At 62.6% G+C, this 13,395-nt stretch carries 11 protein-coding genes; all 11 read right to left on the bottom strand.

Annotated elements, in window-relative coordinates; genetic code table 11:
- Positions 1–37 precede the first annotated feature (37 nt).
- A complete protein-coding gene (gene fabD, locus BM338_RS14480) occupies positions 38–3,400 on the bottom strand; it encodes an ACP S-malonyltransferase (protein ID WP_090451850.1) in 3,363 nt (1,120 codons plus the stop codon).
- Between the two features lie 151 nt (positions 3,401–3,551).
- Positions 3,552–3,761, bottom strand: coding sequence for an MbtH family protein (locus tag BM338_RS14475; RefSeq protein ID WP_090451848.1), 210 nt, complete (start codon positions 3,759–3,761; stop codon positions 3,552–3,554).
- A gap of 572 nt (positions 3,762–4,333) precedes the next feature.
- Entirely contained in the window at positions 4,334–5,299 is a 966-nt protein-coding gene (locus BM338_RS14470; RefSeq protein ID WP_090451846.1) for a TolB family protein, read from the bottom strand.
- Between the two features lie 328 nt (positions 5,300–5,627).
- The gene (locus tag BM338_RS14465) at positions 5,628–6,080 is read right to left on the bottom strand and encodes a nuclear transport factor 2 family protein (protein WP_177229358.1); all 453 of its coding nucleotides are present in this window, start codon (positions 6,078–6,080) and stop codon (positions 5,628–5,630) included.
- A gap of 95 nt (positions 6,081–6,175) precedes the next feature.
- A complete protein-coding gene (locus BM338_RS14460; RefSeq protein ID WP_090451842.1) occupies positions 6,176–7,099 on the bottom strand; it encodes a hypothetical protein in 924 nt (307 codons plus the stop codon).
- 48 nt (positions 7,100–7,147) lie between these two features.
- The gene (locus tag BM338_RS14455) at positions 7,148–8,224 is read right to left on the bottom strand and encodes a M91 family zinc metallopeptidase (RefSeq protein WP_090451840.1); all 1,077 of its coding nucleotides are present in this window, start codon (positions 8,222–8,224) and stop codon (positions 7,148–7,150) included.
- A 91-nt stretch (positions 8,225–8,315) separates the two neighbouring features.
- Positions 8,316–9,656, bottom strand: a complete 1,341-nt coding sequence (locus tag BM338_RS14450; RefSeq protein WP_177229357.1) for a gamma-glutamyl-gamma-aminobutyrate hydrolase family protein — start codon at positions 9,654–9,656, stop codon at positions 8,316–8,318.
- A gap of 97 nt (positions 9,657–9,753) precedes the next feature.
- On the bottom strand, positions 9,754–10,359 hold the full coding sequence (locus tag BM338_RS14445; protein ID WP_090451836.1) for a DNA/RNA non-specific endonuclease: 606 nt from the start codon (positions 10,357–10,359) through the stop codon (positions 9,754–9,756).
- Positions 10,360–10,413: 54 nt separating this feature from the next.
- Positions 10,414–11,412, bottom strand: a complete 999-nt coding sequence (locus BM338_RS14440; protein ID WP_143109307.1) for a hypothetical protein — start codon at positions 11,410–11,412, stop codon at positions 10,414–10,416.
- A gap of 199 nt (positions 11,413–11,611) precedes the next feature.
- A complete protein-coding gene (locus BM338_RS14435) occupies positions 11,612–12,202 on the bottom strand; it encodes a hypothetical protein (RefSeq protein WP_090451832.1) in 591 nt (196 codons plus the stop codon).
- Between the two features lie 38 nt (positions 12,203–12,240).
- On the bottom strand, positions 12,241–13,395 hold the full coding sequence (gene tssA, locus BM338_RS14430) for a type VI secretion system protein TssA (protein ID WP_090451830.1): 1,155 nt from the start codon (positions 13,393–13,395) through the stop codon (positions 12,241–12,243).

The raw sequence follows: 13,395 nt of genomic DNA, 5'->3' as shown, positions 1-13,395 counted from the left end.
GCTCGTGCCTTCCTGTACCCAGTGCCGATATCCGACTTCAGCCGCGGCGTAGCCGCGCGTAGGAACGGTTGAGATGCTCAGCTGCCGCGTCCATCACGCGGACGGCGATGTCGTCCACGTGGCGCGCGGTCCATGGCTCCAGCGCCGTTCCTTTCACCCACTGGTTGAACGAACCCAGTGCGGGGCCCGTCTGGATTTGGTAGTTGACGCGGTCGTCGCCCTTGCCCTCCATAGCGATGCGCGTGCAGTAGGCGAAGTACCAGCGGAACACCAGGGCCATCTTGTGCTTGGCGTTCGCCTCGGCCTTGGCGATCTCGTGCGGCAGGCCCGCCGAATGGAAGTAGGCGCGAGTTTCGGCCCAGATCTCGTCGAAGGTCTTCCTGAAGAACGTCGTCTCCAGCTGCCGCCGCGTGCGCTCGGGAATGTCGTCGAGGCTTTCGTGGTGGCGATAGAGCGACAGCAGCTTGTTCGCCCGCGCCGGAAAGAACACCGACTTCTTCAGCACCTGCACCTGCGCGCCAATCTCGAACATGTCGCCCGCCGGCGCGTACTCGGTGTCCTGGATGTCCATCGCCTGCAGCAGCGCCTTGCCGTCGGCGCTCATGCCCGATTCCACCGTGCACTGATTGATCGAGCCGGTCGCGATGAAATCGGCGCCGAGCAGGAAGGCTGCGGCGGCGGCTTCGGGGCCGCCGATGCCGCCGGCCAGGCCCATGCAGATCGGTTCGGCGTAGGCGTTCTCGGCCTGCAGTTCGTCGCGCAGCCGCAGCAGCGGCGGCAGCATCACCGCCGCGATGCCACCGTCCGTATGACCGCCGGAATCGGCCTCGACGCAGACGTCGTGGCTCATCGGAATCGACTTCGACCAGGCCGCCTGTTCCGCCGTGACCAGGCCGCGCTCGAGCAGACGGTCGACGATCGCTTTCGGCGGCGGACTCATAAAAGCACGCGCGACTTCAGGGCGCGACACCTTGGCGATCACGCGGTGCGTGCAGACCAGCTCGCCTTGCGCGTTGCGCTGCAGCCCCTGCAGGCGGAAGCGCACCAGAGCGGGCGTCATCTGCATGAACGCGGCGGCCTCGACGTTGCGGATGCCGTAGCGCAGGTAGAGCTCGACTACCGCCTCTTCCTGCGCGGGGTACTCGTAGTTCGCCAGCAGGTTCATGCCATAGGGCTGCCCCGCGTTCAGCTCCGCCTGAATGCGCACGATGGCCGCCTCGATCTTCGCCGGCGACAGGCCACCGGCGCCGAAGAAACTGAGGAAACCGGCCTTGCCCATCCGCACGACCAGCTCGGCCGAGGCGACGCCCCGGTACATCGCGCCTGTCATGTAGGCATAGCGCACGCCGTGGCGGCGACGGAACACGGCGCTGCCGAGAGAGGCAGCCTCGATTGCGGAGGTTGCGCCATGTTTCGTAGCGATGGTCTCCACTTGGATTCCGCTGCCATCCGCGCGGGGTACGACGGAAGGTATGGCTATGGCGATCGAGTCGTCTTCCTCGTCATCGAACTCCGCTTCGTCAAAGATCGGCGTCTGCGTGCTGCGTATCTCGTTCACCATCCTCGACAGGATCGTGGCACCCAACTCCTGGAACTCGACCTCGCCCTTGCCCATCACATAGCGGATGGAGTCCACCCAATGCACGGGGTTCGCGATCTGCCGGGCCAGCGTGTCGGCGATGCGGCTGCCGTCGTACGGTCGCGCGGTCGCGTTGGCGATCACGGTGGCCTTGGGTGCCTCGAAGGAAAACCCGCGCAGGAACTGCGCAAACTCCGCCTGCACCGGTTGCATGTGCCGCGAATGGAAGGGCGCGCTGACGTTCAATGGCACGTAGCGCAGGTTCATCTTCGAGAACAGTTGCGCCGCCGCGGCGAGCGCTTCGTGGTCGCCCGCGATCACCGTCTGCGTCGGCGTGTTGAGGTTGGCGATGTCGATGCCATCGAGGCGATGCTCATCAAGCATGCCGCGGATCTCCTGCGCCGAAATGCCCAGCACTGCGGCCATGCCGCCGCCGCTCGCGCGTCCCATCAGCTCACCGCGCTTCTGGACCAGGCGCAGGCCCGTCTCGAAGGAGAACACGCCCGCCGCATGCAGGGCGTTGTACTCGCCGAGGCTGTGGCCGGCGAAGAACATGGGGGCCTTCGCGTTGCCGCCCTCCTCCTGGGTTGCCTGCGCCCGGTAGTAATGCAGCGCGTTGACCACATACAAGGCGGGCTGCGTGTACTGGGTCTTGGACAGCAGGCCCTCGCGGTCGTTGAGGCAGAGGTCTTCCACCGAATAGCCGAGAACCTCCGAAGCGCTCCTCACCTGCTCAGGAAAGAGCGGGAACAGCTCCTTGCCCATACCTTTGAACTGGGAACCCTGACCTGGAAAGATGACTGCCTTCATGCTGCGTGACTCCGGTAGTTGTCCATTACGTACCTGTCCATTCCGCACCGGCCGCGTGGCCGTTCGCGGTGCCGCCAATGCATCGAGTCGTGCGAGATCGCCGCCGGAGGGCGACACGATCGAACGGACGTCCGTTCCCTCCGGCAACGCGTACTTCAAGAGCGTCGCCATCGTCCCGGCGGGACTGACGTCGACGTAGCGATAACCTTCCGGCGCACCGATCGCCGCCAGCGTTTCCGGCAGGCGGATGGGATCGCGCACGACGGACCAGAAATGGCCGGACGGAAAGTCGTGCAGTACATCCCTTGCCGCGCAGCAGGCGATGGGCACGCGACCGGCCTTCGTGGTCAAGCTCCGCAGGAATGCCTCGTACGGCGTCCGCGCCGCATCGATCCAGCGGGAGTGGAAGGGAAACGCAACCGGCAGCTCCTGAAATGCCATACCGCGACGGCGCAGCAGATATTCCACGGCCGCGCCGTTGGCCTCTGGCAGTGAAAGCACGGCATGCGTGGCGAAGTGACGCGCGCCGACTTCGCATAGGGCAAGCAGTTCGGCATCGAGGTAACGCCCCGGCTCGCCCACCACCGCGATCATGCGCCCCGCTTCGGCATGCGCTTCGACGGCGAGCGCCTGCTCGATCACCGCCAGCAGCGCGGCGTCCGCGTCGATGTATCCCGCCACGGCAGCTGCGGCGTAGGTTCCCAGGCTCGCGCCCAACACTAGATCGAAGCGCAGGCCGCGCTCGAGCAGCGACATCGCGAGCGCGTACTCCACCATGAAGATGGCGACATGGCTGTGCAGCAGGCGCGTCAGCGGAACGTTCGCGCTGCCGCCTTCTGCGTACAGCACCGCCAGCACGGATTCGCCGCAGCGCTCGCGCACGAGGCGGTCGGCGTGCTGCATGCTCGCGCGGAAGCATGCGTCGCCTTCAAACAATTCACGCCCCATCCCAACGTGATGAGACCCCTGTCCTGCAAACGAAAGAACGGTTTTCACGAGCGATGCATCCATACTGGCTCATGGCTCCGCATCCCGGTCGTCGATACGACCGAGTGGATCCGGAATCCATGGCTGACCCTGCAGCCAACTCCCCTCCCCTCAGGGGCATATGGACGACCCGCGACGGGGTCATCCGGAACGCAACGCGAAACGTTCGGCGACGCTAACGGCGCACGCTAGCGCCGAGTGATGTCGGACGCATGTCAGTCCACGCGGTGCCAATGAATTCGAGGCAAGCTGCCTTAGCCCCTTGCTTGCCCGCCTTGGCCCACCCTTGCGGCAATACCTTGAACACCGGCCAGGTCGAATACTGACCATCCCGGTTGACCACCACTTCGTACAACGTTTCCGACGAGCGCGAACCGGTAGACATGCGTACTCCTGTAAAAACTGAGGGACGCCGTTTCGCGAAAGCGCGAGCGGCGTGTCAAATCCTTGGAAAACGATGGCTGTTACGACGGGGCTGGCACTAAGTGCTCGCACTTCCACGTGCGGCGAACAGAACGCCCGAGATACCCCCTCCCTCATAGATTCTTTAAACAATGCATCCGACTTTGCAAGCCGCAAGTTCTTGTGGTTTCGGGCATTCGACCGAAAAACCACCCGATGCGTCGCCCCGGATGAAATTGCTAGTGCCAGTGCGCGGCGCCTGAGTCGAAATGCGAACTCGGTGCCAACTTGATATTGCTACCGAGAGTCGCGCCCGCTGAGACTCACTAATTCATTGAATTGATTTGCGAACTTTAAATCCGTGGCGCATAGGGAAATCCATGGCGCATCGAGCCACTTATAAATGATGATTTGTTGTTACCCGGTGGCACGGGTAGTTCCGACCACGTTGCTCGACGGCATCACCCCATGCAGAAACTGAGACGTGTTGCTCAACTCCACGCTGGGAGTCTGCCAAGGACCAAGGGATTAACACCAAGCGTGAGCGCACCGCTCTCAGTGTGAAGGGACGTATGCATGTAACGGGACCTGAAAGATCCGGCCATGCGTCTTTGCCCCGGAAGCTTCATCCGCTTCGAAATAGAGAGTCTTGAGGTCAGGACTGAGCCGGGACTCGAGTCCCTCAAGGTGTGGCTCGAGCGCTTGTGGCTCAGTCCACTTGCCGTTTTGCCTGAAAGCGACGAACAGCAACGACTGGTCCTTCGCTGCCGGCACACGACTGGCGGAGAAGATGAGAAACGATTCGTCGGGGGCTACGGCCACGTCGTAGCCCGGATGGGTTCCGTCGCTGATCGATAGCGGGATGGGTGCCTCGAAGCCATCACTCTTGGCTTGCGCGCGGTAAACATGACTCTTCCTGGTCACGGGGTCCGGCTGATTGAAGTAGATGCTGCCATCACCGGCGACGGCAGGCGAATAGATCGCCGAATGGCTGTTGATGATGTCAGGGAGCCGCACTGGTTCGCTCCAGCCATCACCCTTGCGGTCGACCCGCCATATATTGCCGCCCGCGCCCGGTCGCGATTGCCCGCCAAAATAGCCGGTCAGGGGCGCACCGCCTGCCTTCATTGGTCGGTTAGAGACAAAGACCAGGTAGGAGCCGTCCGGCGCCATGGCGGGTTCGATGTCGCGCCACTTGCCCGAGAACGGCGCAACTTTGGGCTTGGACCAGATGCCGTTATGCAACGTGGACATCATGATCGTGATGGCGACATCCCTATGAGTGAAGAACACGGTCCTGCCATCGGGCATGAAGGCAGGCGCTGAATCATCGCCGCCTGGCCATACGGCCTCGGGCTGAAAAAGGGTCGGCGCCGGAGTGGCTTTAGCCGTCGATTCCGTTTGCCCGGGTAGCGTTGCTGCCACCGCTGGCAAAGAGCTCAGCGCTAAGAAGAAGCAGAAGAAGATGCCTGCGATGGGAAGGTTGCGCAGGACGTCCAGATCCAATGAGCGATTTGACATGTGTGTCTTGCCTTGGATCAGCGTTGAGAAAGAAGATCGACAACAAGACCTGCGCGTTGCCGTCTCACTTTCACAAGGGACGTCCAGGGGAGCAAGAACGAAGTGACGAAGAGCCTCTGGCGTGGGATGAGCGACATCCTGCGCATGGCAAACGGCACCCGCGATAGCGCTCCCTGATCACTTTGCGCGAGTGACGTTATTGGCACCAGCCAAGATGTACGCCACCGCTCCCGAGAGTGAGTTCCCTCAGGCTGGATCTAAATGTTTTGCCTTAGCTTCGTTGTGCACTGGTAAACGTCATCATGTTCCGGCACTACGGCACCTGCGCTCACGGAGCCTCATTGACCTGCGTGAAGATCACCTGCCACTGGCCGTTGCGTTTCGCCCAGACATCGACGAAGCGGGCGCGAATCGAAAATGCCTTGCCGTGGTTGTAGCCCTTGGCATCGACCATCCCGCCGAGCACAGCACCGCCCGGCCAAACCTTGGTTACCTGCTGGCTGATGGCGACATAGCTGGTCTTGCTTCCCGGAGCCACCGCATCGGCGATGTATTCCGCCTTCGTCTGGTTCTTGCCGCTTGAGCCCGCCAGCGTGTAGTCGTCGGCCAGGAGCCGCTCGAGTTCGGGCCGATTGGATTTGAATTGCGCGAGATCATAGGCCGTCGCGGCGGCGGCAAGATCCTTTGGCAAACTTCTGTAGTCACCAACCTCTTGCCCAGCCTGTACCGGAGCTGCGATCAATGCAGCGCAAATCGCCCAATGCCAAAATGACAGCTGCATATTCCCTCCCATGCCCAATGTGCTTGCACATAACGTAGCCATGAAATCTGGCGAAGCAATAACCTGGGAGGTTATGTGCGCGCGAAAAGAACAGCTCAATCGCTATCCGAATCCGACTCCGCGTCGTAACCAAACCCTGCCTTCGATTTGAACGTGTGCTTGGTCTGCGCGAGCTTGGCCGTCGACTTGCGCACTTCCTTGGGCTGGGATTCGTAGCGGCTCTTCCAGATCTTGCCCGGTTCGTTGCCGAAATCCACGTCGTGCCCTTCGGATTTGGTATGGCTCATACGGCCGGAACAGGTCAGGCAGGGGCGCATCTTGCCTCCGATGACAGCGCGTGTCTTATGCCCACCGGTCTCCAGCAGGTCCATGAATTTCTCCTCGACATGGCGCCCCTCCTGGGTACGGTCGCTGTGTACGATGAAGACCTTACCCTTGCTTTTGAAGGCCTGCTTCACGGCCTTCTTGTCCGTCATGTCGAGGAACTCCGGCTCCTTGTCGCGCAGCAGATTGGCGGAGTACGCCGCTGCCGTGCGCGAAGCCGCATCCACGCCCTTGCCGCCCTTCACCCACTTCTTCTGCCCGCTCTTGTCGAACATGCGGGACTCCAGCTTGCTGGCATGCCGGCTGGTGATGCGTCCGCCGGCGGATTTCTTGGTGGCAAAGTAGCTCTTGTCCACCAAAGCTTTGCGCGTGGTGTCCTGATAGGAGAGCGTCTTGTGGATGGTGTGCGCGGTGTCGTCCTCGTTGCTGCCAATGAAGACATTGGTGCCGGCGCGCATCATCTGGATTTCCACCGGGTTGTCGAGACCCTTCTTTTTCGCCTTGTTCTTGGCGTGGAAATACAGCCGCGTGGAAATATGGCGGAACAGCTGCCTCTCGCGGTTAGCGCTGTAGCTTCTAGGCGCGACCGTCTTGATACCCTTCTTGGACTGGAAGCCCGCCTGTGAAGCGCCACTCCCCTTCACGTGCGGCGCGATCGCATTGTCCCAGGAAGTACTGCCTTTAATCTTGGGCATAGAAATGTCCCCGACGATGACGATTGAAACGATTGAGAGCCGTAGTCCTCAATCCTTGTAGCGCTTGATCATGTCGCTCACCGGCGTCGGTGGCTTGCCGCCTGAGAGGCTGTGCCAGGCCTTGGTCACGCCGGAGCGCTTGTCGAACAACTCGTCGACCTTCGCGACGGTTTCGCTCATTTGGCCCGGCTTGGTCTTCGAGTAATCGGTGCGCGCTGGTAACCCGTGCTCGGCACGCAGCATGTTCTCGCTCGGGTTGAACGCACCGCGTGGCGTCTTGCTCAGGCCGACAGTCTCGAACTCCTCCTGCAGATGGTTAGTGGTCTGGACTACCTCCATCAGATGCTTGCCGAATGCGACGTTCTGGCCACGCTCGACGTTGGCGCCCTGCGACGTCGGATTGGTAAACAGCGGGTGGTTGGCCTGGTTGAGCTGCGGTACGCCGACGGCTTTTCCGTAGGCCAACCTGTGCGCGTGCACCATTTCGTGGCCAAGGCCAACGAAGCGATTGGCGGTGGCCTCGTTGGGGTTAATGCGCACCTCACTACCCCAGCCCTTCCCTTCCTTGCCGTCGAAGCGATAGCCCTCTTCCACACCAGGCGTTGCGTGTGGCGCATTCATGTTCGACGCATCGCCGGGCTTGAGCGATCGGATGTAAACCTTGGCTTGGTCGCCGGCATGCGCACGGTTCTGCGTAACGCGCGCGTCGATTTCTTTCATCATCCTGTTGCCGACTGGCTGGCTCATCAACCTGTGCATGGAACTCCGCGCGTCGGCGGCTAGATCCACGAACGAACCTGCGTCCTGGCCGGCTGCGCGCTTGACGTGCACGTTGTTCAGCTCGCCATGCACGCGCACTTCCTCCACCGGCTTGAGCTTCTGCTTCTGCGCCCGCAGCAATTCCGGCGTGAAGCCGGCTTGCGGCGTTCGCGCTACGCGCGCCACCACCGGCGTCCAGCGCTTGGGAATCTCCGCGCGGTTGCCGGTCTCGTTGGCCTTGGCGAGCTTGGCCGTGACGTCGTCGACCAAGCGTTGTTCGCGCCCGCTAACCTTGGGTGCGACACCGGTGCGGTTGGCTTCGGCGAATTTGTTCGCCACCCGGGTTCTGAGACTGTCTTTGGGCATGTCTGACTCCTGTGCGCGGCGATGATCGGTCGAGCGGTGAATGTGATGTTTCCGCGGTATCCGCGCATGTCATGGACAGCGCGCGTACCTCTCACAACTTCGCGTTACTGCGGGCGATCTGGAACGCCTTGTTCTTGGCGAGGTAGACAGGCTGCAGGCGTTTCGTTCCCACCCACCGGCTCAACTCCGAGGCCGCATCGTGGTGGGCTTCGATCGCGCCGGCCTCGTCGCGTCCGAGGCTCTTCTGCGCGTTCTTTCGCGCCACAGCAAAAGCCCGGTTGCCAACAAGGCTCGCGGGCGCGGAACGCCGTGGATCAACCGCCGCGCTGAAATGGGTAGTCATGTCCCTGCGCGCCTCATAAGCGTCGCCGGCTTGCGCCATCCAGTTGAGCAAGCGCTTGTTGGCCTGGATATGGGATGCTGGAAAATCTCCGCCATAGGCCTCTGGATGCCACTGGATGCCCATCGTCGGCGCGCCGTGACGAGTCTCGAAGGCCTCGACGCTTTGCGCATGCTGCTTGCTGGTTCGGTTGATGTAGGGCGGATCGCCGGATGTACCGCCGCGCGCGCTCACTGTCAGCAACGGCTTGTGTTCGGGGCCGAGCATGGGCGTCCCTTTGAGTCGGCCGGGGCGCGACTCCTCCGCAACCGCCCAATGCGCGGTATTGACCTGGTCAGGCGTATGCCCGGCATCGTCCTTGAACGCGCTGGACAGCATGGTGTGTGGCGTTACCTCCAGGCTATGCTCTTTGGCAACCTTGGCCACCACACCCTTGGTGGTGAGGTACGGCATTTTCTTGGTCTGGTGCGTCTTCGGCTGCACCCCGAGAGTGCTTCCCCCATAAGACTCCAGTACACGCCAGGAACCGCCGCAGATCCCAAGTACCGGCCGCCCGGTCTGCTGAGCCTGCTTCAGCTGGTCCTTCTCGTGCGCAACGCGGCGACCATGGCGCTCGCTGGCGCTACCCGAGACCACATGACTGGGATTGCGCGGAGCTTCCGAATCCAGACCGTAGTTTCCGCCGGTGATCATCAGCAAGCCCTTGCCACCCCCTATGCGGGACGACGGGCTTCCACCGGGCAAGTCGCCCTTGAACTTGCCTTGCTTCTTCATGCCAGGCGCTTCGAGGGTCGGCGTCACCTCGGGATGACGGCTGATCTCCGTTGCGCGGCCGGTGGTGCTGCGCGTGGTGTAGTGATCCCAGAACGCGCCCGAGCCATACTCGTCTTCGCGATGCGTGATAGTGATGGGCTGGCGCTTGATGGGGTTGGCGGCGGTCAGCTTCGCCGACACCTCCAGGCTTTTCGCCTTGCGCCCCTCCGCGGATCGGAGCGGGCCGGGCGATACGCCTTTGCCGTGCGTGTAGCCCGGCGTGCCGTAGGGGCCGGCGACGATGCCTCCGTGGTGGAGGATGTCTGCCCCCGTGGACACCTGCTCGGGCCTGTGTCGCCTGGGTTTGAAGAATCCCGGCTCCCGGGGTTGGGGGCTTTCGTATTTTCGATGTCCCATTGGCGTAGCCCTCCTGGATTCACAACCGCGTGAACGTCAGCTTGTGGTAGCCGCGCGTGTTGTTCACCCGGTCCTTCACGCTCACCATGTAGGTACGTTGTGTCGGCCTGCCCTGCTGGTTGTAGTTCTCCCGCATCACTAGGCCACCGCGCTTGGTCGTGGGGTGTGTGTCGCCCGGCGCGGTCACTGCCTTGATCATGCGGTCGATGCGATTCTCGATGCGTTTGTGGCCGCTCAAGTTGATCGGCTTCATCTCGTTGACCAGGTTCAGCGCGCTGCTGGGACCGCCGAAGATGTCCGGCACGAGGTGCGACTTGTGTCCGCCGCCTGGCGGGTTGTGAGCGGGATTGAGTACGCCGACCGCAGCCAGGTCGGCGCGCTTCGCACGCGGCATGCGCCGACGCAACGAGGCCGACACGTAAGTCTTGCGGATACCGCCACCCTGGGCCGCCAAATAATTCTTCTGCCGCTGCCCGAAACGCGGCACGCCGCGCGTGAGGTTGGCCTTGGTCTTGAAGGCGTTGTATTCCTGCTTGGTGCTGGACGCATACTGGATACGACCCACATTGGCATTGCCATTTTTGACGAAGGCCCAGGTCCAGTTTGAATTTCGCTTCTTGGGCATGAACAACTCCTCCTGTTCGGCGTGCGACGTAATGAGTGATGGGCGCGGCTTCCCTCAATGTCCCCGACTGTTCGGCGGTGCGACTACGGGCAGCGTGCGCGCGTCGCTGAGAGAGCGCTGTCGGCGTCCCGTGGTGGTGGTCTTGGTCGCCATGTGATGCAGCGACTTGGTGGTGAGATCGCGTGTATCCGATTCGGGTGAAGTGTTGACCGACGGTTTGATCCAGGCGTTATGAAGGTCGTGGCGGAAGGCCTCCATTGCGGTATGCGGCTGGTTGCCGTGCGCATCCAGATAGCTGCGGATCGTCGGCGGCACCATGCCCTTCAGGCGGTCGTTGCCGTGCATGACCGAACCGACTTCCCACTTCTTGCGCTCGCGCTCTTCCTGCACGTGCTCGACCATGCTGTCGAAGGTAGCCGGCTGGCGCAGATCGTTGTTGCCGGTGAGGGCTGCGAAGCGCGGTCCCGGCAGCGCCTGCACGTGCGGTTTGGCCAGGGCGAGCCGCGTCGACGGCTCGGCCATGTACTTGATGGTCGCCAGCGAGCCCATCACCAACGTGTCGAGAAAGGGAGTGGGCGAGGTCGCATCCTGCCTGCTTCGATCCACCGCCAATTCACGGGTACCGTCGCGCCCACTGCCGGGCCGGCCGTTGCCATGGCCAACGGTAATCGCAGCCGCCGTTCCCCCGATCGCCGCGGACTTGATCGAGGGCGTATGCCCGGCGATCGGTTCCCAGCTTCCCGGCGCGGCTGCGGGATTCGGCGGCGGGTTGTACCAGACGAGGTCGGCAGTGCGTGAGCGAGTGTTGAATATGTCCTTGGCTTTTCTCCGGCCAATACCCGCCCAGTTGGTGCGCACCTTCAAGATACGCGTGGCGATATTCTCGTCCAGCCCAATGCCGACGAAACTCGCCACCGCTCCTGGGCGATTGGTCAGTACGTTGCTTGTCTTTACGCGGATCTTGCGCTGGTACTGGCCTCCACCTCCCTGCCTGGCCCAAGGGACCCACTGGCTGCGCAGTTGCTTCAGTTCGGTCCTGAGCGCGGGATTCAAGCCCTTTCGAGCAAGCCTCCCCAGTCGCTGCTTCTGCTTGGGAGGGCCGCCCGATACATAGAAGCGCACACTGTTGCGCACGCTCGTAAAAGCGTGGCGAAGTGTCAGTTTGTCTTTGGCAGGATGAGATGGCATAGATGCCCTACAGCATGGTTGCCCGGCATGGACGAGGCGGCGTGTCGCACGTATCAGTGCGGCCTCACATCGGGGTGAAGGTCAGCTTGTGGTACGAGCGCGTATTGGTCGTGTGGTCCTTGATGCTGGTCATGTAGGTGCGCCCGGTGGGTTGGCCGGCGTTGCTGTAATCCTCGGACACCACCAGGCCGCCGCGCGTGCGCGTGGGGCTGGTGTCGCCCGGCGCGGTCACGGTTTTCATCAGCCGATTGATGCGGTTCTCGATCTTCTTGTGGCCGCGCAGATTGATGGATGGCCGTTCATTGGCGAGGTTTTCTCGCCGGCTGGGAGCGCCGAAAACATCGGGTGCAAGGTGCGCCTTGTGCGCACCAGCCGGGTTGTAGCCGGGATTGAGCACGTTGATGCCGGCCAGGGCTACGCGTTGCGAATTTGGCATACGCCGCCGCAGCTTCATCGACACGTAAGCTTTTTTAATGCCGCCACCGGCAACGTGATTGATCTGGCGATGACCGAAGCGGTTCGTTCGTGGCGCCGCGGCCTGTGCCTTGAAGTTGCGGTAGTCCTGAGCGTTGGATGCGGCGTAGCGCACGCGCCCGACCGTGGTGTTGCCCTCCTTGACTGGCGCCCACGTCCAGTTGGAATTGTGGCTAGGCATGCGATCCCCCTTGTGATGGATGGGCCTTTGGCCGGACGTCAGGCATCGGTTTGCTCCCCAAGTAAATCGAAGACGTCGATGCGCCCTCCCCCTTTCTGAAACACCTCCCGATACAGCTCCGCTGCGTTCAACCCCCCCCACGCCACCGCGCGACGAATCAGATACGGCACCGGACTGTGCGGTTCAACTTGCATCAGGTATTCGCCGATCTCGGTCAACATTTGATAGGCGTGTTCGCGCTCGCCGAGCATGTTGGCCATGCTTCGCGGCTCGCCTTCGCTTTCACTAGTGTCTTCATCCGCATCGCCGCCGGACGCAGACGCAACGGGCGGCAACGCCGCCGGTCCACGCCGAGTCAGCTCGCCGCGCAATAGCGCTTCGATGCGTGCGAGCAGTTCGTCGAGCTTGCCTAACGAAGGTGTCTCCGCGCCCAGTCGTTCGCGTAACGCCTGCTCGAATGCGGCGATGGCGGCGCGGCCTTCGCCAACCACCGCGTGGCGTTCGCGTAGCGCCGCGGCGTCCACCCGAGCGAGCAACTCATGCAGGTCATGGAGCGTCGCGGCCTCTTGCGCCTCGTCCGGCAGGTTGCCGTTCACCGCGCGCATACGCTCGTGATAGTGGGCCAGTTCCCATTGCGACCAACTGGCGACGTGCTCGTCGTCCTCCACCAGCGGCAGCAGTGCGATGGTGTTGAGCAGCTTCTCGTTGATCCAGCGCACGATGTTGCAGCGCGCGTCGAAGCCTTCACCGTCGTCGCGTGGATGCAGTGCCTCCCACCACTCGTCGCACAGGCCGCGCAACAGCGTGAAGCATGGCGCCAGGGCGGCGTAGCCGCATTGCTGCAGCTCGGCTTCCAGCAGCCACGCGCCCAGCTGTAGATCCTTGCCGACTGTGTCGAGCGTGCCCGCAGCCAGCTGCGAAACCTTGGGCCAGTTGGCACGCCGAAGTTCGATGGCCCATGTCCCCATCGGCAGCGTGGTGTCGTCGCTTTGCCGCAGCTGCTGGATCATGCGGAACGCCATGCTGCCGCGCACCGGCACGCCAGCCGGTTGCGGGCCATCCAGCGGCGCGAGCAACCGCGCAAGGGAAAGACCGAGGCGGCGTTCGAAGTATCCGCCGTCGTCGCAGACGGTTGCGGTCGCGCTCTCCATTGGCGTGGTCTCCATCGTCTTGGCTTGCGCGTACTGGCTCAT

Source organism: Dyella sp. OK004, assembly GCF_900114495.1.
Taxonomy (GTDB): Bacteria; Pseudomonadota; Gammaproteobacteria; order Xanthomonadales; family Rhodanobacteraceae; genus Dyella_D.
Note: the sequence above shows the minus strand (reverse complement) of the source record. Positions and strands in the feature narration are given on the sequence as shown.

Excerpts from the sequence above, each read along its gene's own strand:
- fabD (WP_090451850.1), bottom strand. The coding sequence starts at position 3,400 with ATGGATGCATCGCTCGTGAAAACCGTTCTTTCGTTTGCAGGACAGGGG.
- BM338_RS14475 (WP_090451848.1), bottom strand. The coding sequence starts at position 3,761 with ATGTCTACCGGTTCGCGCTCGTCGGAAACGTTGTACGAAGTGGTGGTC.
- BM338_RS14470 (WP_090451846.1), bottom strand. The coding sequence starts at position 5,299 with ATGTCAAATCGCTCATTGGATCTGGACGTCCTGCGCAACCTTCCCATC.
- BM338_RS14465 (WP_177229358.1), bottom strand. The coding sequence starts at position 6,080 with ATGCAGCTGTCATTTTGGCATTGGGCGATTTGCGCTGCATTGATCGCA.
- BM338_RS14460 (WP_090451842.1), bottom strand. The coding sequence starts at position 7,099 with ATGCCCAAGATTAAAGGCAGTACTTCCTGGGACAATGCGATCGCGCCG.
- BM338_RS14455 (WP_090451840.1), bottom strand. The coding sequence starts at position 8,224 with ATGCCCAAAGACAGTCTCAGAACCCGGGTGGCGAACAAATTCGCCGAA.
- BM338_RS14445 (WP_090451836.1), bottom strand. The coding sequence starts at position 10,359 with ATGCCCAAGAAGCGAAATTCAAACTGGACCTGGGCCTTCGTCAAAAAT.
- BM338_RS14435 (WP_090451832.1), bottom strand. The coding sequence starts at position 12,202 with ATGCCTAGCCACAATTCCAACTGGACGTGGGCGCCAGTCAAGGAGGGC.
- tssA (WP_090451830.1), bottom strand. The coding sequence starts at position 13,395 with ATGAGCCAGTACGCGCAAGCCAAGACGATGGAGACCACGCCAATGGAG.